Source organism: Candidatus Acidiferrales bacterium (assembly GCA_035934015.1).
Lineage (GTDB): Bacteria > Acidobacteriota > Terriglobia > Acidiferrales > UBA7541 > DAHUXN01.
Window position 1 is genome coordinate 39,795 of record DASYYH010000007.1, and the last position, 19,663, is coordinate 59,457.

Genomic DNA, 19,663 nt, shown 5'->3' on the forward strand with positions numbered 1-19,663 from the left:
GTTTTCCGGGAATGTCGTTACTCACGGCAGGCATGGATCTAGCGTGGAGCTTTACCACCTTCGCGCATCGCTTTCGCCGCTGCTTTTGAGATTTCCATGTAAGAGAGTTTCAGACTTCCCAGCACTTCGGCGAGCAGCCCGTTTTCTTCCGGAGCGAGATTACCCTTGGTCTTCTCCCGCAGCGTGTCGAGCATGTCGATCATTTCGCGCGCGCCCTCTAGGTCCAGATAAGCCTGTCCTGTGGCAGGATCCGGAATGCCTCCCATCAGTGCCGCAGCATTGCGTGCCAGGAGGTCGACGAGCAACTGAAAATTCTTATCCGGATGGATGGCGGACTTCTGCTCCTCAGCTGATTTTTCAGGAGCCGCCGGGGCAGCGGCAACTGCGGCCGCCTGACTTTTCTCTGCCTTCGCGGAGGGCTGCAGCTTTGGCGTTCTCGCTTCCTCGCGGCGCTGCTCTTCGACGACCTCGGGCCGCAGATCACCTTCCGACGTGAAGAGGCGCCGGTCTACGACGCGGAATGTGTCCTCTTGCTTCTTGTCAGCCAAATTGGCTCCTTGCCGAACGCGGCCACAAATGAAAGCAGAACAAGATTTACAGTTTACCATTACCTCGCCGCAGGCGTCACGAGTGACTGTAATTTCTGGCTTGTCAGCCAATGCGCGCGTGCCGTAAAGTGTCGGGTTGCCCAAGCGAAAATCGAGTCACTGGTGCCAGCAAACCTACGAAAAAGCAAGAAACCAAACAAACGAATTGGCAGCAAAGGGCTGCGCCGAGCTCGCTCGAAGGTCAGTGTCGGAGAGTCCTTCGAAGCCCTGGCCGCCCTCCAGCATCGGCTACGTGCTCCCGGCGGTTGTCCATGGGATCGCGAGCAGACGCACCACAGCCTGAAGCCGTTTCTCATCGAGGAAGCGTACGAAGCTCTTGATGCCATGGAGATAGGGGAGTCGAAGAAGTTTGCAGAAGAACTTGGCGACTTGCTCTTGCAAGTCGTGTTTCATGCCGAGTTGGCGAAGGAGCAGGGACAGTTTGACATTGCGGACGTCATTCGCGCGGTGCACGAAAAGATGGTTCGACGGCATCCGCATGTCTTCGGCACCACGAAGGCAAGGACTTCCGCGCAAGTACTGAAGAATTGGGAACAGATCAAGGCGGAGGAGCGTGCGGCAAGGCCATCCAGTGGGAAAGTTGCTGCGGAATCTGTTTCGGCGCTATCGGCTCTGCCGCGGAATCTTCCAGCATTACTTGAAGGTTACCAGATGACACGTCGTGCAGCGAATATTGGATTCGATTGGACGAATATGGAAGGAGTTATTGAGAAACTGAACGAGGAGATTTTAGAACTGCGGGAGGAGCTAGCGAAGAAAAACAGAGAACCGCACAATGAGAAATTTCAAGCAGAAGCTCAAGAAAAAGTTGAAGAAGAAATGGGCGATTTGCTTTTCGCGGCGGTTAATGTAGCCAGATTTGCAGGCATCGATCCGGAGGTCGCACTGAAGCGTGCGAATCGGAAATTTATGCGGCGGTTTCAGTGGATGGAGCAGAAAGCAGAGAAGAAAAATGGTCGGCTCGCCGACGTTCCACGGGCTGACATGGAAGAGTTATGGAATCAGTCGAAGGTTCACGCGTAGCGCCCGCCCCGATTACGGTCCGGCACTGCGTGTCGCTCGCCGAATATGAAGAATGTGTGCGGCTCGAGCTTATCACTTGGGGTGAGGATCTTCTCGTTCCCTCTGGCTTGTTTGTTGTCGCGCGCGAGACCGGCGGCCAAACGCTTGGGGCCTTCGCGGGTGAGCAGATGATCGGATTCACGCTCGGTTTGGCAGGGATTCAGAATGATCGGCCGATCATTCATTCGCATATGACCACGGTGCTCGCGGAATTTCGCGACCGCGGCATTGGCCGCATGTTAAAGCTCGCGCAGAGAAACGATGCGCTCGCAAGAGGCATCCATCTCGTCGAATGGACATTCGATCCGCTGGAACTGAAGAACTCACACTTCAATATCAACCGCCTGGGCGCAGTCGTGAAACGCTATATCCCGAATTGTTACGGCATCACGGAAAGCCCTTTGCATGCGGGATTGCCGACAGACAGGCTCATGGCCGAATGGCATCTGGATTCGCCTCGCGTCACGGACGTATTGCGAGGGAAAGCGCCCCAATATGGCAGGACCGCGGTGAGAATTTCCATTCCTTCTGACATTAGTCAGCGAAAGCAACGGGATGCAGCCGCAGGAGCCCAAGTTCAAGCGGCTATGCGCGAACAATTCCTAGAGAAAATGGCAAAAGGTTATATTGTTACGGGATTGGAAATCGGCCCCTCGGAAGCAGCCTACATCTTGGAAGATGGCGAGAGCATCGCCGCACAAATTGCAACGCAACAAACAGAACTGAGGTAAAACAAATGCGTATCGAAAAGGTGATCCTTCGTGAAATTCGCATGCCCCTGGTCATGCGGTTCGAGACAAGTTTCGGGACGACAACGGATCGCCGAATCATGCTCGTCGAGGTTCAAGCGGAGGGCGTGACCGGCTGGGGAGAGTGCATCGCCGGCGAAGAACCTCACTATTCTCCGGAGACGATTGAAACTGCTTGGCTGATTCTCCGGGATTATTTGTGGCCTGAAATTCGAGGCAAAGCATTCGACTCAGCGCGAGATGTGTGGGGCATGCTTCGCCAGACGCGCGGTAACAACATGGCCAAGGGCGCACTGGAATCTGCGATTTGGGACGCTGAAGCCAAGCAGAAAGGAATGCCACTTTGGAAGCTCTTGGGCGGCGTACGCGAAGAGATTTCCTCCGGCGTGTCCATTGGCATTCAACCGACTCTGGATGAGCTGATCGCGACGGTAGAGAAGGAATTGGCGGCTGGATACCAAAGAATCAAAATCAAGATCAAGCCCGGCCAGGATTTAAGGCCGGTGGAAGCCCTGCGCAAGCGCTGGCCACAGGTTCGTCTGATGGTGGACGCCAATTCTGCGTACTCTCTGGAAGACATCACATTTTTGAAGCAGCTTGACCCATTCGGCCTGATGATGATCGAGCAACCGCTCGGATGGGACGATATCTACAGCCATGCGAAACTCCAGAAACAAATTCAAACTCCCGTTTGCTTGGACGAATGCATCCATAGGTACGACCATGCCCTGGCTGCCATTGAACTGGGCGCTTGCAAGATCATTAATATGAAGATGGGCCGGGTGGGAGGACAGTTGCAGGCGCGCCGAATTCACGACCTGTGCCAGAAAAATGCGATCCCCGTTTGGTGTGGCGGCATGCTGGAAAGTGGAGTCGGGCGCGCCCAGAACATTGCGCTCTCGACACTCGAAAATTTCACGCTTCCCGGTGACGTTGCCGCCAGTAAGCGCTACTGGGCGGAGGACATCATCGACCCAGAGGTGGAAGTTACGCCTAAAGGAACGATCAAAGCGCCATCCGGCCCTGGAATTGGATATCAAGTAAAACTTGAACGCGTCGAAAAGCTGACTGTTCGCCGCGAAAATCTGGTTTAAGTTGCTGGAACGCCTCCGCCATCCGTTTGTTTTCTACTCACTCATCCTGCTGATGGTGCTGAGCTGGTCATTTAATTTCGTCATTGGCAAAATCACGCTGCGCTATATCGACCCGTTCACCTTGACGTCCTTTCGCATCATCTTGTCCGCTCTGGCGATGCTGCCCGTTTACATCGCTATGCCGGAGCGCTCGCGCTTGAATCGAAAGGATCTTTGGAACTTCATCGTCTTGGGATTCTTCGGTATGCTCATCAATCGCGGCCTGTTTACCATTGGGCTGGATTACACAACAGCAGGTCATTCGGCCTTGATTGTTGCCGCAGGTCCAATCTTGATTCTGGTTCTAGCGCAAATGCACGGGTTGGAAGGGACCACATGGCAGAAGATTACGGGGATGACTCTCTGCGTCATCGGAGTGACGGTTCTCGTCGGTGGCGATGATCTCCATCTCCACGGGAAGGCCTGGGCGGGAGACTTAATCACGCTTGGCGGGACGATTGGATTTGCGATCTATACGGTCCTCGCAAAGAAGGTTGCGCGCCAATACGATACGATTTCAATGAATACATTCTGTAATTTGGCGGGAGCGATTTTGGTGTTGCCTTTGGCTTTGCGTCAGAGTGTTCATCTCCAGTGGTCGTCGGTCGGCTGGGTGGGTTGGGCGGGCTTGGCCTACATGGTGCTGATTTCCTCGGTTGCCGCCTATTTAATCTATTTTTGGGCGCTGCGCTATGTGAACGCGACGAGATTGGCGACGTTTACGTATATCGAGCCGCCTTTGGCAACCTTGTTGGGTGTGATTCTCCTTGGCGAGAAACTGACGAACCTGTTGCTTCTTGGAGGCGGGCTGATTCTTGCGGGTGTTTATCTCGCGGAGTTCGCCATGAGCAGCGCTGAAGCGCCCCCGGATACGGCCGGTGCATAAGAAGCGTTTGTTGACTCAGTCATTTGCGCGTGCTAGGTTCCCGCACGGCTAAAAGGAAACTTGCGATATGGGAGCAATCGAATCCAAGCGGATCGCTGTAATACCCGGCGACGGCATCGGCGGGGAAGTGACTCCTCAGGCCGTGAAGGTGCTCGAAGCCGTGTGCTCAGCAGCGGGCAAGAAATTGGCCTTCACGCATTTTGACTGGGGTGCGGATCGTTTTTTGCGCGACGGAACAACTCTGCCGAACGACGCGCCGCAAATGCTTCAGCGCGATTTTGACGCCATCCTGTTCGGTGCGATGGGTGACCCGCGCGTTCCGTCGAATCAACACGCGGCGGATATTCTGCTCGGTCTGCGCTTCAAGCTCGATTTGTACGTTAATGCGCGACCTTGCATGCTGATCGATAAGCGCCTGACCCCGCTGCGCGACCGCACCGAGCGTGATATTAATTTCATTGTGCTTCGGGAAAACACGGAGGGCGCCTATGCCGGCGTTGGTGGAAATTTCAAGCTAGGTACGCCGGATGAAGTTGCCGTCCAGGAAGATGTTAATACGCGCAAGGGCGTCGAACGCATCATTCGCTATGCATTCGAATACGCGCGCCGGAAGGGTTTGCGGCGCATTTGCATGAGCGATAAATCGAATGCCATGACTTTTGCGCATGGCTTGTGGCAGCGCGTCTGGGCTGAAGTACGCAAGGAATTTTCGGAGATCGAATCGCGCCACTTGTACGTGGACACTCTGATGATGGAGATGGTCCGTGACCCCTCGCAATTCGATGTCATTGTCACCTGCAATATGTTTGGTGACATCGCCAGCGATTTGGGATCGCAATTATCCGGCGGTCTGGGGCTCGCTCCGTCGGGAAATATTCATCCGGGACGAGTTTCGCTCTTTGAGCCTGTGCATGGTTCCGCACCGAATATCGCGGGCAAGAATATTGCGAACCCGTTGGGTTCCGTCCTGACTGCGGCGATGATGCTCGAATATCTGGGCTGGCTGCGCGAGGCGAGTGCCGTCGATGAAGTGGTTCGTGCTGCTGTGCGCGAAGGAAAAACGACGCCGGATTTGGGCGGTTCGATGAGCACCCAAGCAGTGGGAGACTGGCTCGCCGACCGTATTGCAAAGCGCGGTCTCGCCGGAGCGGGCGCTTAGGAAGGGTAGTAATCATAGTCCGGGCGGCGGCGCCGCATGCCGGAAACGAGTAACACCCCCAATAAAAACCCGCCCACGTGAGCCCACCAGGCAACGCCGCCCGAAGCTGCACTTCCGAGTGAACTGATTCCGCTGAGAAATTGAATCACGAACCACAAGCCTATAAACAGCACAGCAGGCAAGCGCGCAAAAAACCACCAAAAAAACAGCGTGACAAGCGTGAGAATCTTCGAGGAAGGGAAGAACACAATATAAGCGCCGAGAACTCCGGCTATAGCTCCGCTCGCGCCCAGTGACGGAATCGTTGATCCCAAACTGAATAATGTCTGCGCCGCTCCGGCCCCGAGTCCGCAGAGCAGGTAGAAACCAAGATAGGGCAAATGCCCCAGGCGATCCTCCACGTTTCCCCCGAAAAGCCACAGGAACCACATGTTTCCGATAATGTGCAGCCATCCCGCATGCAGAAACATCGACGTGAAAAAAGGCAAAAAAGCCTGAGCCATTGTCACATGCGAGCCGGAAACCGCTAGTGGGATGCGCGCCGGAACCAGCGCATACGCCATGACGAAAGATTGCAGCGCACGATCGGGGAGTGAAATTTGATAGAAGAAGACAAGGAAATTGGCGATAATGATCGCCAGAGTGACGGCTGGAAACGTCGCGCTCGAACGCAGATTTTTCAGTGGGATCACGTTGTCCAGACCTCAGATTCGTTCATAATGCCGTAACTGTTCGAGCGAAAAGGCTCGTTTCGATCGTTGCCCTCTCTTCATTAGATTCCGTATTTCTGCCAAGGACTTAATTCCGCCGCGCGCGCCCGCAGCCGTACAATTCAGAGCCGCCGCAGCGCAACTGAACTCTAGCATTTCATCGAGCGGCCATGCGCGCAAGAGCCCATAGACAATTCCTGCATGGAACACGTCGCCAGCGCCGGTCGTGTCGATTGCCCTGGCCTTGAATCCCCGGCAGTAGTGGAACCGTTGCCCATCCCATGCCACTGCGCCAAGGGCACCGAGAGTCGCTCCAGTGACTCTACAATGAAATCGGTCAGAGATAACGCGAAGGCATTTGAGTAAATTCGAGTTTCTCATGAGACGAAGCGGGAAGCGTTCAGAAGCAAAGAGGTAATCCGTATGTTGAAGTAATTCTTTAAGTCCTGGATAGAGATTATCGACATCAGCTACAACGGGAATCGCAAACTTTCCTGCCCATTTTGCAGCGCGTGTTGCTGCTGCTGGGTCATGGCCATCCACCAAGAGAACTCGTGATCCTGAGATCCATTCACGCCGCAGATGACCAGGAAGTAGTTTGAGACGTGCGTCGCGCTGCCAGAGGATTGTTCGTTCACCGGTCGAACGATCAAGGAGGATGAAAGATCGCTGGCTTGGGCAGCAAGGAATCTTGATAAAATGCGCCTCGATTTTCCGTCTGCGGAAGTCGTCGCGCTGTAGTTTTGAAACCTCATCGTCGCCAACGGTCCCCACGTAACGTGCAGAGATCCCCCAGTTCCGGCACGCAGAAAGAGCCGTAGCGACTTGCCCGCCCAAATGAACGCGTGCGGAAACGAATTCTAGTTTCGAATTGAACTCCGGAAAGTGGGGCAGCTCAATGACTGTATCTGCCGCGTTTAGCCCCACTCCCACTACATCGACAATTACAGAGCGCTGTTTTCGAACAAACATGAAAAATTACTTTAATGAAATGAACGCGAAATGAAAAGCAGCGTTCTTGCGCGACGCATAAAATCGAACCGCAGAGTTCATTGGTGCTAGAATTTATTTTCCAGGGTTCGCTTGGATGGATTGCGTCGAGGGTGCGGCTATGGTAGAACGTTTAGTTTTGCTGCGTGCGGCCGCAGTTTGCTGATGCGCGCTCAAGGAAGAGGTCGGCGCGCCGACACGCCATGCCAATCCATGAATCGGAAGCAATCATTTTGCATGGGTATCCGCTCGGAGAAGCGGATCGGCTCATCAGTTTTTTGAGCCGGACGATGGGCCGAGTTCGCGGCGTAGCGCCCGGTGCGCGAAGGCCCAAGAGCCGCTTCGGTTCCACGCTCGAACTGATGTCGTATGTGCGCATCTGGTTCTTTGAACGCGAAACGCGCGACTTAACCAGGATCAATCAGTGCGAGTTGATTGAATCTTTTGTCAGCGCGTTCAAGGATTACGACGCCAGCATCGCTTTGACGCTGATGGCGGAAATTACGGAGTCCGTGCTGCCGGATCGGGAGCCGTCCGATCCTGCGTTCCGCCTACTGCTGCTCTCCGCGCAAAACGTCAAGCGGCGGGGGCAGGTTGCGCTGGCGCTGGCATATTTTGCTCTATGGACTGTGCGTTTGGCGGGCTGGCTCGGCTCCTTTGAGCTGTGCACGCGCTGCGGAAGGGAGCTGGCAGGCGCCGCGGCTTACACGAGCCCTGCGGTTTCCGGAATTCTCTGTGCAAATTGCCGCACCGCCGGCATGAAGGCAATCTCTCCCACGGCTATGGCCGCAGCGCGCAGTATGTTGGGTGAAAGGTTGGATGCAATCAAATCTGACGCTTTTTCAAAGCCGGTCCTTCGTGAGCTAGCGAATTATTTGTTGGACATGATCGAATATCAAGCGGAGCGCAAGCTGATTTCTCGCGAAATGTGGGAGAGCAATTCTTGATGGCTGCAAAATTGACAACGAAAAAAAACGCCGGTCGGCGGGAGACAAAGAAAAGCAGCACGCCCGAGCTACAAAGTCTGACGTTCCAGGACTTAATTTTCTCCTTGCAGATTTACTGGTCGCGCCGCGGTTGCATCATCCAACAGCCTTACGACGTGGAAGTCGGCGCTGGTACGATGCACCCTGAGACCTTCTTTCGCGTTCTCGGACCTAATCCTTACCGCGTCGCTTATGTTCAGCCGAGCCGCCGCCCAGCGGATGGACGCTACGGAGAAAATCCCAACCGCCTGTACAAACACACACAACTTCAAGTGATACTTAAACCGCCGCCCGCTGATGTTCAGAATGTGTATCTCGAGAGTTTGCGCGCCATCGGAATTGACTTGAAGCATCACGATATTCGATTTGAAGAGGACAACTGGGAGTCGCCCACGCTCGGTGCTTGGGGCGTTGGATGGCAAGTCCTTCTCGACGGGCTAGAAATCACGCAGTTCACGTATTTCCAGCAGTCGGGAGGGATCGACCTGGATCCTGTGTCATGCGAGTTGACGTACGGTCTCGAGCGCATCACGGCATTCCTACAGAATGTGGATAGCATCTTCGACCTTCGATGGTCCGAGAACATTAAATATGGCGATATTCGCTTGGCCGAAGAGGAGCAGTCCTCCACATATAGCTTCGAGTGGGCTGATCCGGGTCGTACACGCGAACTTTTCGATCTTTATGAGCGCGAAGCGAGATCAATTCTGACTCATCACGCGGTGGCAAGTGAAGGGGCGCGCAAAAGACCGGTCCCGATTCTCGCCGCCTATGATCTGTGCCTCAAATGCTCGCACCTTTTCAATATTCTCGACGCGCGGGGTGCGATCTCTACCACTGAACGTGCCGCTTTGATCGCCAGAGTGCGCGCGCTTACGTCTCGCGTCGCGAGCGAGTATTGCATCGCAAACGGATGGAGCGAGGCTGCGGGTTCCAGCGGCGCGGCGAAAGACGTCACGCCTGCACAGGAGCGCAAATGAAGGCGCGCGGCGAATTTATCTTTGAAGTTGGCTGCGAAGAAATTCCCGCGGCCCTTTTACCGCGCACAGCAGAGAATCTTCAGCAATTACTTGAGAAACATTTTTCTGTCTCTGGGATTTTTGCGAGTGCGCTGCGCGCCTATGCAGCGCCGCGGAGGATTGCAATTGTCTCTGATGCCGTCCTCCTTCAGCAAGCGGACGAAGCCAAAGAGATTCTCGGGCCGCCGAAATCGGTCGCGTTTGACAATGTCGGCCAGCCGACACGCGCTGCCGTGAGTTTCTCCGAAAAGCAGAAAATTCCTCTGGCGAAGCTTTATGTCACATCAACGCCTCGCGGCGAATATCTCGCCGCAAAGCAAATGATCCAGGGCCGCACAGCTTCGGCGATTCTTTCTGATCTCTTGCCACGCGCGCTGAATGAATTGCCGTTTCCCCGCGCAATGTATTGGATGGGCAGTAAGGACGTGAAATTTATTCGTCCGGTTCGTTGGATCGTCGCGATTCTTGATGGCAAAGTTGTTCCGTTGAATTACGCCGGAGTTTCTGCAGGGAGGGCGACCGAGGGGCATCGCTTTCTGGGGAAGGCGAGAATTCAGGTTCGAGGCCCGAGAGAGTATGTTCAAAGACTTAGCCGGAATTTTGTTCTCGTGGATCCTGAGGAGCGCAAGAAAAAAATCGAGCGTGAAGTCCGGGTACTCGCTACTAAGAATCGCTGGAAAGTGCATCAGGATGTGGGTTTATCCGAGCTCGTAACCTATCTCAACGAATATCCTACGGTGATTGCCGGGGACTTTGATCCTGCATATCTTGCTCTTCCATCAGAAATCTTGATTACCGTCATGCGCGACCATCAGAAATATTTCGCCGTTGAGAATCGCAGCGGAGACATCGCCCCTCATTTCCTGGCCGTGATCAATCTCGATCGTGACCGTGCAGGCTTGGTTCGCGCCGGTCACGAGCGCGTTTTGCGTGCGCGTCTGGCCGATGCGAAGTTTTTCTGGGAGTCCGATCAAAAACGTCGGCTCGCCGACTATTCCCCCAAACTCGCGCACATCACTTTCGAGTCGCGTCTCGGCGGTTACTTGGATAAGACGCATCGCATTCGCGAACTCGCGCGCTGGGTCGCTGGCCACTGGTTCGATTCTGGAATTCACGGCGCCGATCTGCCCGCAACGGACCGCGCGGCTGAGCTGGCAAAATGTGATCTGGCAACGGAGATGGTTCGCGAGTTCACCGAGCTGCAGGGAATTGTCGGTGGGTTGTACGCCCGAGCGCAGGGTGAAGACGAGGTAGTTGCCTGGGCGATTTATGATCATTACAAACCTGCGGGTGCCGAGGATTTAATTCCCCGAAATCTGGCCGGCTGCGCGGTGTCCATCGCTGACAAACTGGATTCACTCGTCGCATGCTTCGCTGTGGGAATTATCCCCTCGGGATCAAGCGACCCGTTTGGCCTGCGCCGTGCGGCTGCGGGAATAGTTCAGATTTTACTTGAACTCAAACTACCGCTTTCTCTCTCGGCTGCCATCTCGTCCGCGTCAAAAGCGTTGGCAGTCCACAAACCAAAAATCACGGTTGCTCCGGAGGCGGAGGCGAAAGTTTTGGATTTTATCCTCGACCGCGCAAAATATCTCCTGCGTGAAAAGCAATTGTTTGCCTATGACGAGGTCAATGCCGCAATGGCTGCTGGGGCCGATGATCTGGTTGACGTACGAAGCCGCATCATTGCGTTGAAAGCCATCCGCAATTCGGAGAACTTCGCGCCTTTGGCGATTGCCTTCAAACGCATTCGGAAGATTTTGGAAAAGGCTGGGTTGAAAGATCAAAAATCAGATGGCCCGAAGGAATCGCTGTTTCAGGAGCGAGCGGAGCGTGAACTGTATCGTGAGGCGCAAGTCCTTGGTGAGCGTGCAGGGAGCTTCAAGCGCGCCGGGAAATATAAAGAAGCACTTGAAGCGATCTCCGATCTTCGTCCATCTGTCGATCGGTTTTTTGAGGATGTTCTGGTGATGGCCGAAGATCAAGAGTTGCGGAAGAATCGCTTGGCATTATTGAGCGGACTCCTCAAGGAATTTTCGACGATTGCCGATTTTGCGGAGATGGTCGCAGAAGAGAAATAATCGCAGTCAAAAATTTATGGATAGCCGGCCGTGTCGGCGCGCCGACAAACATGAAATTGGATTTGTCGCGGCTCCAGCGTGGCCAGAGACGAGGGTCAGTGAAATACGTTTATTTTTTCGGGGCAAAGAAAGCAGAAGGTAACGGACAAATGAAGGATATCCTCGGCGGCAAAGGTGCCGGTCTCGCCGAGATGACGCGTATCGGCCTGCCCGTTCCGGCGGGTTTCACCATTTCGACGGTCGCATGCGACTATTTCTTGAAGCATGACCGCAAACATCCCAGGGAACTGGCTGCACAGGTAAAGACGAATGTGGTGCGGCTCGAGAAAATCACCGGCAAAAAACTTGGCGACGCGAAAGATCCGCTCCTTGTGAGCGTGCGCTCTGGCTCGGCGCGATCCATGCCGGGCATGATGGAAACGATTTTGAACTTGGGTCTGAACTCTCGTTCGGTCGTCGGCCTCGCCGAGAGGACAGGCAATCCGCGATTTGCTTATGATGCCTACCGTCGCTTTGTGCAGATGTACTCATCCGTTGTGATCGGATTGCCCAAAGAAGAGCTCGAAGCCAAGTTGCGAGACTTAAAGTTGCGCTTGAAGGTGAAAGACGATACGCAAGTCTCTGCAGAAGGCTGGAAAGAACTCGTCGCGGCCTACAAACAATATTTCAAAGAAAAGACAGGCAAGGAGTTTCCTGAAGATCCGCAGGAGCAGCTCTGGGGAGCAATCGCCGCAGTTTTTGAATCATGGATGGGCGAAAAGGCGGTCACATATCGTCGCGTCGAAAAAATCACCGGTCTACTCGGTACGGCCGTGAACGTAGTTCAGATGGTTTTTGGCAATAGCGGCGACAACTCCGGAACAGGCGTGTGCTTCACGCGCGATCCTTCCACGGGCGAGAAAGATTTTTTCGGCGACTTCTTGATCAATGCACAGGGAGAGGACGTTGTGGCGGGGATTCGCACGCCCATGCACCTCAGCGAAATGTCCAAGCTCATGCCCAAGGTGTACAAGCAGCTTGAACAGGTTCGCCAAACGCTCGAACGTCATTATCGAGATATGCAGGACCTCGAATTCACCGTCGAGGACGGCAAGCTATATATGTTGCAAACGCGTACGGGGAAGCGCTCGCCGGCGGCCACTTTCCGCATCGCTATGGATATGGCCAATGAAGGCCTAATCTTGCGCGAGGAAGCCATCCAGCGCATCCAGCCGGAAGATATTGAGCGGCTTTTTTATCCCGTGATCGCTTCCAACGCAGCGAAGGATGACCTCGCTAAGCGCAAATTGGCCACCGGCGTAAATGCTGTTCCGGGCGCAGCGACCGGGAAGGCAGTTTTCACAGCGCATGAAGCGGAGGATTGGAATGCGCGAGGCGAAAAAGTGATTTTGGTTCGTCGTGAAACAAGCCCTGAAGACGTGGGTGGCATGAATGCCGCGCAGGGAATTCTGACGGCCACTGGCGGCAAAACAAGTCACGCTGCGGTTGTGGCGCGCGGTTGGGGAAAATGCTGCGTCGTGGGGTGTGAAGCTTTGGACATCGATTATTCCAAGAAACAGATGCGCGTCGGCGGACGCGTCATTGCTCAGGGAGATTGGATCACCATCGACGGGAATGAGGGTATTGTTTACGAAGGCCAGGTTCCTCTAGCGCGTCCTGAGGCTCCGAAGGCGTATGCCATCGTGATGGGGTGGGCCGACGCCGTTCGCAAGCTTGGGGTGCGCACCAATGCCGATACGCCTTTTGACGCCCGGCGCGCGCGGGAGATGGGCGCTGAAGGGATTGGCCTTTGCCGCACGGAACACATGTTCTTCAAGGATTTCGAGCAGCCGGAGAAGAGCGTCGAACGCCAGTTGGCCATCCAGGAAATGATCTTGGCTGATACGAAAGAGGCTCGTCAGCGCGCTCTCGATAAACTGCTGCCATTTCAGCGTCGCGATTTCATCGGAATTTTCGAAGCCATGGACGGATTTCCCGTCACGATCCGCCTTATCGACCCGCCACTGCATGAATTTGTGCCCCATGAGCGCCCCAAGCAGGAAGAACTGGCCAAGAAGATCGGCGTACCAGTGGAAACGGTGGTCCGGCGCGTGGCTCAGCTTCACGAAGCGAACCCCATGCTCGGTCATCGCGGCTGCCGCTTGTGTATCACGTACCCCGAAATTCTAGTCATGCAGGTGACAGCCATCATCGAAGCGGCCATCGAATGTCAGAAGAAGGGAATTAAAGTATCTCCTGAAATCATGCATCCGCTCACGATGGATAAGAAAGAATTGAAAATTCTGGAAGTCGAAACGCGGAACGTTGCCGATGCGGTCATCGCAAAACATAAAGTAAAACTTAACTATCTCGTTGGCACGATGATCGAACTTCCGCGCGCAGCTCTGCTCGCGGACCAGATTGCTGAAGTCGCCGAGTTCTTCTCTTTCGGCACGAACGACCTTACGCAGACCACCATGGGTCTTTCGCGCGATGATGCCGGCCGCTTTTTGCCGGAATATGTCGACGAGAAAAAGGCGGCTATATTCGCCGCTGATCCGTTCCAGACCCTCGACCAATCGGGTGTCGGGATGCTGATCCGATGGGCCATCGAACGCGGACGTGAGACACGGCCGAAGCTGAAGGTCGGAATCTGCGGCGAGCATGGCGGAGACGCGGCAAGCGTGAAGTTCTGCCACAAGGTCGGAATGAATTACGTAAGTGCTTCGCCTTTCCGAGTACCGATCTCCCGTTTGGCCGCTGCCCAGGTGGTGATTGAGGAAAAAGCGGCGAAGAAAAGCGGAAAACATAAGAGAGCGCGCGCCTGATGAGCTCTAGGCCGTTCGTTATTGGCATCTGCGGGGGAACCGGTTCTGGTAAAACGACGATCACAAACCGGTTGTCGCAGGCGCTTTCCGCGAGCGGCGTTCTCGTCCTGCAGCAGGACCACTATTATCGCGATCTTCAAAATCTGACATTGGAAGAGCGTTCGCGGCAGAATTTCGACCATCCCAATGCCATTGATACTGCGCTGTTCGTCGAGCACGTCCGCAAATTGCGCGATGGCCAGTCGATTGACCGGCCCATTTATGATTTCACGCAGCACCGCAGACTGCCTGAGACAGTCCGATTGGAGACGCAGCCCGCCATCCTGATCGAAGGTATTTTGATTTTTGAAATCGAGGCTCTGCGGAAATTGATGGACCTGAAGATTTTCGTCGATACCGATGCCGATTTGCGCCTGATTCGCCGGCTCGTCCGCGACATTCGAGATCGTGGCAGAACGCTCGAATCCGTCGTCGAGCAATATCAAAAAACCGTGCGTCCCATGCATCTCGAATTCGTCGAGCCTAGCAAACGCTATGCCGACGTCATCATCCCCGAGGGCGGCCATAACGAGGCAGGAGTAGATCTTGTCATCCAGAAAGTCCGTTCGCTGATGGCGAAATAGATTTCGCTCGCCCGAGGAGCTTTCGGCCGCCAGTGCACTTACGTTGGCATCTTCAGGAAGAAGTAAAGCCCAACGAATGCAAAGATCGCATCCGGCGCCCATCCCGCGACCAGCGGCGGTAATTGCCCTACGGCGCCCATCGCCTCAAACAACGCCGCCGCTGCCCAATAAACGATTCCAATTCCCACCGCAAGCGCCAGGCCTCCCGTAGCTCCGCGCGTCCCTACCAGAAATGCAAACGGAATTGCGACGAACATGATGATCGGCGTAATCAGCGGAAACGCAAATTTCTTATGCCATTCCACCGACAATCGCGCCGTGTCAAACCCAGCCTTGTGCAAGCTGCGAATGTAATTTCCCAACTGGCTCCAATTCATCTGGTAATACTGAAAAACTTCGCGCTTGAAATACGTGGGCGGTTCCGAAATGTCCGGCAGGGAATCGACACGAAAGGGCGTGTAGGCGCTCACCGTTGAATTATTGAACTCTCGAATCCAGCCGCTCTCCAGGACCCACGTCTTCAGCGTCGGTTCCCATTTAGCTCGCTGTGCGAAAATGCGCTGGCGCACTTGAAATGTCGTGGGATCGAGTTCAAACACATTCAACCCGCCGAAAAGGTTATTGTCAGGGTCGAAGAATTGGTAATTATAAATGTCGTTGTGTTCGCCAAAGATCCATTGGTGTGCCGGCTGGAAATAGGTTTGCGCCGGGCGGCCCTTGATCTGATCGTGAAGAGCGTCCTGCCGCTGATTTGCGTATGGAAGAAATGTGTCATCGAGCAGGAACATGCACGCGGTCAACAGCAGGCCAGTAAGCAACAGGGGTATCGCCAGCCGGAACATGCTCACGCCGGAGGCCTTGCAAGCCGTCACTTCGTTGTTCTTCGCCATCAGTCCAAGCGTCACGAGCGTGGCCACGAGCGCGGCCAGAGGCAGGAGTTGATAGACCATCATCGGCAAAAGATGGAAAAAATAATCCATCACGATGAAAACGGCGATGTGATTGCGCGCGATGTCGCCGAGTAGGTCAAATAACGTGAAGGCGTCGAACAAGACCATAAAGCCGGCCAGCATCACCACCAGCCAGAAAAAAAACGTGCGAAGGACGTAGAGATCGAGGATCAATGGAAACGCGCCGGTGGAATAGTTCATCCGATCTCGCGCGTCCTGTCGCTTTTCAAGGCGTCCATTGGACGTTACGCTGGCCGTCGCCGCCGAGCTCTTTTCCGCTGCCGCGAACACGGAAGGGCCAGCTTGCTTTCGCGCTCTGTGCGGCAAAATTCTTCTCACGTGCTCCAGCCATCGCGCTTCGGGTCGAATCTGCTCGATGCGCCGGAAAAACCAAATGGCAACCAAAAGAGTGGCAATGTTCGGCGCCCAAACGCCGAGGAACGGCGATATCGAACCTTGCTGCGCGAAATGCACGCCTGCAACGAAGACAAGGTAGTAGGCGCAGATCAGTAAAATCGTCACAATGAAACCGCTGGCGCGCCCGCCGCGTCGTGGCCGCACTCCCACGGGGATTCCGAGTAGTGCAAAAAACAGACATGCAGCCGGAAACGCAAGCCGCTGCTGCAACTCCACGCGCGCATCTCGCCGGGCGGCTCCCTTAGCGACGAGCAGGTCGTGCAGCGATTGCTCTCTGATGGATAGGCTTCGCGCGCCTTGCGACGTCGCGGCCGGCGAGGTGAGCGGCAGGTCCGTCGCTTGTTCCGCAGAAGTCGAAAGGTCGTAGCGCTCGGGATCATCCGGATCGTATTCGTGTGTGGAAACGTCATCAAAGTGCAGTGTGAGCTTGCCCTGCTTGGAATCGGCGACTACAATGGCGTCCTTTGCCAGGGTCACCTTCGAGCCCGCTGAGGAATTTGACTCCGCCACGAAGACGCCGCGCCATTGTGCGCCGGAAGCGCTGACGTCCCGAACGTACAGAACGTAGTGGGGAAAGCGTTCGTCGAAAACGCGCGGCTGAATGGCGAGCGATGCTTGCGAGGTTCGAAGCTGATATTCGAGCGTGCGCAATTTTTGCAGGGAAAGCGGCCCGAGCCAAAGTGTGATCGCGAAACTGACAATCGTCGTCGCCAGCGCCACTGCGCCGATCGGCACCAGCAACCGCCGCAGTCCCACGCCGCTGGCATTTAGCGCTACGATTTCGCTATCGGCGGAAAATCTTCCGAGTCCGATCAGTACGCCGACCAGCATGGACATCGGCAGCGTAAAAATCAGGACCGGCGGCAGCGAGCAGAGAAACAGAGTGATGGTTTGTCCCGCCGTGCCTGCGTGCTGCACAATCAATCCCATCAATTGCACAAGCTGTGGCACGAAAAAAACGAATGTGAAAACGGCCAGCCCCAGCAAGGCGTGCGAGACGACTTCACGGCTAATGTATCGATCGAGGATGCGCATCGGTGCGCGGGGCCATTCTAGCACGAGCGGCCGGACGGCATTGGAAAGACATCTCGCATGAGCCGTGTTCACCTCGTCCTCCTCTGGCACATGCACCAGCCGCTTTACCGCGACCCCACAACCAATCGATACATCCTCCCGTGGACTCGGTTGCATGCGTTGAAAGATTATTGGGGTATGGTGGAAAGCCTTCGTGAATTTCCCAACTTTCATGCGACCTTCAACATTGTGCCTTCCATGGCCGAACAAATCGAGGAATACGCCAGCGGCATATTCAACGACCCCTGGGTCGACACGGCGTTCAAGCCGGCGGCCGAACTGAGCAAAATCAATAAGGAAGAAATCCTCGGCCGCGCTTTTCAGGTAAATCACGAAAACCTGATGGGCCGCTGGTCGCGATTCGTAAATTTGTTCCAGTGGTCGCAAAAGCTTGGCCGGGAGCGCACGCTCGCAGAATTCAACATCCGCGACTGGTGTGACTTGCAATTGCTCTCGCAGCTTGCCTGGATGGACGAAGAATATCTCGCGCTGGATCCCGTCGTTTCCGAACTCGCGCGCCGCGGAGAAAATTTCACTGAAGAAGACAAACAGAAGCTTTACGCCAAACAGGCGGAATTGTTGCGAAGGGTTTTGCCCGCGTACCGTGAGTTTGCCGAGCGAGGCCAAATCGAAATTTCAACGACGCCGTTTTTCCATCCCATTCTTCCGCTGCTCTGCGATTCGCGAATCGCGCGTGTCGCTAACCCGCATTCACCGGAACTCGCTCCGCCCTTTCGTTTCCCGCAGGATGCGCATGAGCAATTGCTTCGCGCTCGCCGGTACCATGAAACGCGATTCGGTCGCCTTCCTGAAGGCCTCTGGCCCTCCGAAGGCTCTGTTTCCGATGAAGTACTCGCCATCGCCGCCGAAATGGGTTTCCGCTGGTTCGCCACGGATGAGGGAATCCTTGGCCGTACGCGAAATATCGGTTTTTGGCGCGACGAAGGCGGCGTGCCGGAAAATGCCCACGAACTCTATTCGCCGTGGCGATTTAAGTTCGGCGACAAGGAAATTGCCGGATTTTTCCGCGACCATTATCTTTCCGACCTCATCGGCTTTGTCTATTCCCGTATGGGCGCCAATGACGCGGCGGCGGATTTTCATCGCCGCCTTCGCATCATCGGCGAAAAGACTTCGGGCGACAAACCCGCGACGGTGTCGGTGATTCTCGACGGGGAAAACGCCTGGGAATACTATCGCGGCGGCGGCCGCGAGTTTTTGAAGCAGTTGTACAAAAAAATCTCCGAAGACCCCGAGATTCGCGCGCTCACGGCGTCGGAAGCCATCGCGGCAGGCGAAATCGGCACTCTCGAAGGAATTTTCCCCGGCTCGTGGATCGATGCGAATTTCGATATCTGGACCGGTTCTTCTGAGGATATTCGTGCCTGGGAGCTTTTGCGCGATGCGCGCCAGGCCTATGCCGAGGCGGAAGCGGCAAGCCACGCTGCTGCACCGGCCGCCGCGGTCGCGCCGAATCTTGCCGCTGCGTATGACTCCTTGCTCGCTGCCGAAGGGAGCGACTGGTGCTGGTGGTACGGGCCGGAGCACGGCTCGGAGAACGATCGTGAGTTCGACGAACTCTATCGCAAGCACCTGACGCAAGTTTACGCCGCTCTCGGCCGCGAAGCGCCGCGCGCATTGGCCGAGCCCATCAAGAAAATCGGCGTGGCGCCCCAGGCCGCGCCGCCGACGGACTGGCTCCATGTTTTCATCGACGGACGCGTAAGCTCCTATTTCGAGTGGCTCGGTGCCGGACAGTTCGGCGCAGCGCGACGCGGCGCCTCGATGCACGGCCAGCCGTATGTCCTCGGCGAACTCCTCTTTGGCTTCAATGAAGAATGGCTATTCGTGCGCCTCGACCCGACGCGCGAAGGATTCGAACAGCTTGCGAATTGCGAGTTTCGGTTCATCTTCCAGGCGGGTTGCGAAATCGAGGTTTCTCTTAAGCTTGGCGAAGGCAAGCTTGTGAGTGCCATAGCCGAAAAAGACACTGCCGAAATCTCGCCTGATTCGGCTAAATATGCCGCGGCAATCGGCAAAGTCATCGAAGTCGGCGTTGCCAAGGAACTTTTTTCTCTTCGAGGGCAGCAGTCCGTCCTCTTGAGCGTCTCTTTGTGGCGCGGTGGCCTTCCCATCGAACTGCTTCCGCCGGAAGGCTCGATTGAAATCCGCCTAGGAGAAGAGAATTTCGCATGGCCAGTCGAACCGTCCTAATCTTTACTCCCGCCTCTTCGAATGATCGCCATATTGCAAGAAAATGGCGTTGCTCGGCGACCTCTGGGCATAATTGTCCCCACAGTAAACGATTGACAGAATTCGAGATATGCGTATATTGGTTCTCTGTCCCCCATTGCTTGGGATAAGACGTCAGCCTTCCCTATGATACGTGTCTTCACCTCTCGGTCACGG

General features: G+C 55.3%; 15 protein-coding genes. 11 read left to right on the forward strand and 4 right to left on the reverse strand.

Annotation, left to right across the window (positions count from 1 at the left end; translation table 11 throughout):
• Window positions 1–38 precede the first annotated feature (38 nt).
• A complete protein-coding gene (locus tag VGR81_04035) occupies window positions 39–548 on the reverse strand; it encodes a DUF1844 domain-containing protein (protein ID HEV2288103.1) in 510 nt (169 codons plus the stop codon).
• A gap of 162 nt (window positions 549–710) precedes the next feature.
• On the opposite strand from VGR81_04035, the gene mazG reads away from it, so the two are divergent.
• The 5 genes from mazG to VGR81_04060 all read left to right on the forward strand — a co-directional run bounded on the left by mazG (window position 711) and on the right by VGR81_04060 (window position 5,597).
• Window positions 711–1,631, forward strand: coding sequence for a nucleoside triphosphate pyrophosphohydrolase (gene mazG, locus VGR81_04040; protein ID HEV2288104.1), 921 nt, complete (start codon window positions 711–713; stop codon window positions 1,629–1,631).
• Window positions 1,604–2,401, forward strand: a complete 798-nt coding sequence (locus VGR81_04045) for a hypothetical protein (protein ID HEV2288105.1) — start codon at window positions 1,604–1,606, stop codon at window positions 2,399–2,401. The genes mazG and VGR81_04045 overlap by 28 nt, the downstream gene beginning before the upstream one ends.
• A gap of 5 nt (window positions 2,402–2,406) precedes the next feature.
• A complete protein-coding gene (gene menC / locus VGR81_04050; protein HEV2288106.1) occupies window positions 2,407–3,513 on the forward strand; it encodes an o-succinylbenzoate synthase in 1,107 nt (368 codons plus the stop codon).
• Between the two features lies 1 nt (window position 3,514).
• A complete protein-coding gene (locus VGR81_04055) occupies window positions 3,515–4,438 on the forward strand; it encodes an EamA family transporter (GenBank protein HEV2288107.1) in 924 nt (307 codons plus the stop codon).
• Between the two features lie 67 nt (window positions 4,439–4,505).
• On the forward strand, window positions 4,506–5,597 hold the full coding sequence (locus VGR81_04060) for an isocitrate/isopropylmalate dehydrogenase family protein (protein ID HEV2288108.1): 1,092 nt from the start codon (window positions 4,506–4,508) through the stop codon (window positions 5,595–5,597).
• On the opposite strand, the gene VGR81_04065 is transcribed toward VGR81_04060, so the two are convergent.
• Both VGR81_04065 and VGR81_04070 read right to left on the reverse strand, forming a co-directional pair.
• A complete protein-coding gene (locus VGR81_04065; protein HEV2288109.1) occupies window positions 5,594–6,289 on the reverse strand; it encodes a rhomboid family intramembrane serine protease in 696 nt (231 codons plus the stop codon). The two genes, VGR81_04060 and VGR81_04065, sit on opposite strands and share 4 nt — an antisense overlap.
• A gap of 12 nt (window positions 6,290–6,301) precedes the next feature.
• Window positions 6,302–7,279: a PfkB family carbohydrate kinase gene (locus tag VGR81_04070; protein ID HEV2288110.1), complete on the reverse strand. Its 978-nt coding sequence runs from the start codon at window positions 7,277–7,279 to the stop codon at window positions 6,302–6,304.
• Between the two features lie 221 nt (window positions 7,280–7,500).
• Here VGR81_04070 and recO point away from each other — a divergent pair, with 221 nt between their 5' ends.
• From recO to udk, 5 genes are read left to right on the forward strand one after another with little or no spacing between them, the layout of a single operon-like run.
• On the forward strand, window positions 7,501–8,244 hold the full coding sequence (gene recO, locus VGR81_04075) for a DNA repair protein RecO (GenBank protein HEV2288111.1): 744 nt from the start codon (window positions 7,501–7,503) through the stop codon (window positions 8,242–8,244).
• Window positions 8,244–9,263 (forward strand): glycine--tRNA ligase subunit alpha, encoded by a 1,020-nt coding sequence (locus tag VGR81_04080; GenBank protein ID HEV2288112.1) that lies wholly within the window; start codon window positions 8,244–8,246, stop codon window positions 9,261–9,263. The genes recO and VGR81_04080 overlap by 1 nt, the downstream gene beginning before the upstream one ends.
• On the forward strand, window positions 9,260–11,383 hold the full coding sequence (gene glyS / locus VGR81_04085) for a glycine--tRNA ligase subunit beta (GenBank protein HEV2288113.1): 2,124 nt from the start codon (window positions 9,260–9,262) through the stop codon (window positions 11,381–11,383). The genes VGR81_04080 and glyS overlap by 4 nt, the downstream gene beginning before the upstream one ends.
• 50 nt (window positions 11,384–11,433) lie before the next feature.
• Window positions 11,434–14,190: a pyruvate, phosphate dikinase gene (gene ppdK / locus VGR81_04090; GenBank protein HEV2288114.1), complete on the forward strand. Its 2,757-nt coding sequence runs from the start codon at window positions 11,434–11,436 to the stop codon at window positions 14,188–14,190.
• The gene (gene udk / locus VGR81_04095; GenBank protein HEV2288115.1) at window positions 14,190–14,813 is read left to right on the forward strand and encodes a uridine kinase; all 624 of its coding nucleotides are present in this window, start codon (window positions 14,190–14,192) and stop codon (window positions 14,811–14,813) included. The genes ppdK and udk overlap by 1 nt, the downstream gene beginning before the upstream one ends.
• A gap of 38 nt (window positions 14,814–14,851) precedes the next feature.
• On the opposite strand, the gene lptF is transcribed toward udk, so the two are convergent.
• Window positions 14,852–17,287 carry an LPS export ABC transporter permease LptF gene (gene lptF, locus VGR81_04100; protein HEV2288116.1) on the reverse strand — a complete coding sequence of 812 codons (2,436 nt, stop codon included), beginning with the start codon at window positions 17,285–17,287 and terminating at the stop codon, window positions 14,852–14,854.
• Here lptF and VGR81_04105 point away from each other — a divergent pair.
• Window positions 17,273–19,468 (forward strand): glycoside hydrolase family 57 protein, encoded by a 2,196-nt coding sequence (locus tag VGR81_04105; GenBank protein HEV2288117.1) that lies wholly within the window; start codon window positions 17,273–17,275, stop codon window positions 19,466–19,468. The genes lptF and VGR81_04105 overlap by 15 nt on opposite strands.
• Window positions 19,469–19,663: the final 195 nt, after the last annotated feature.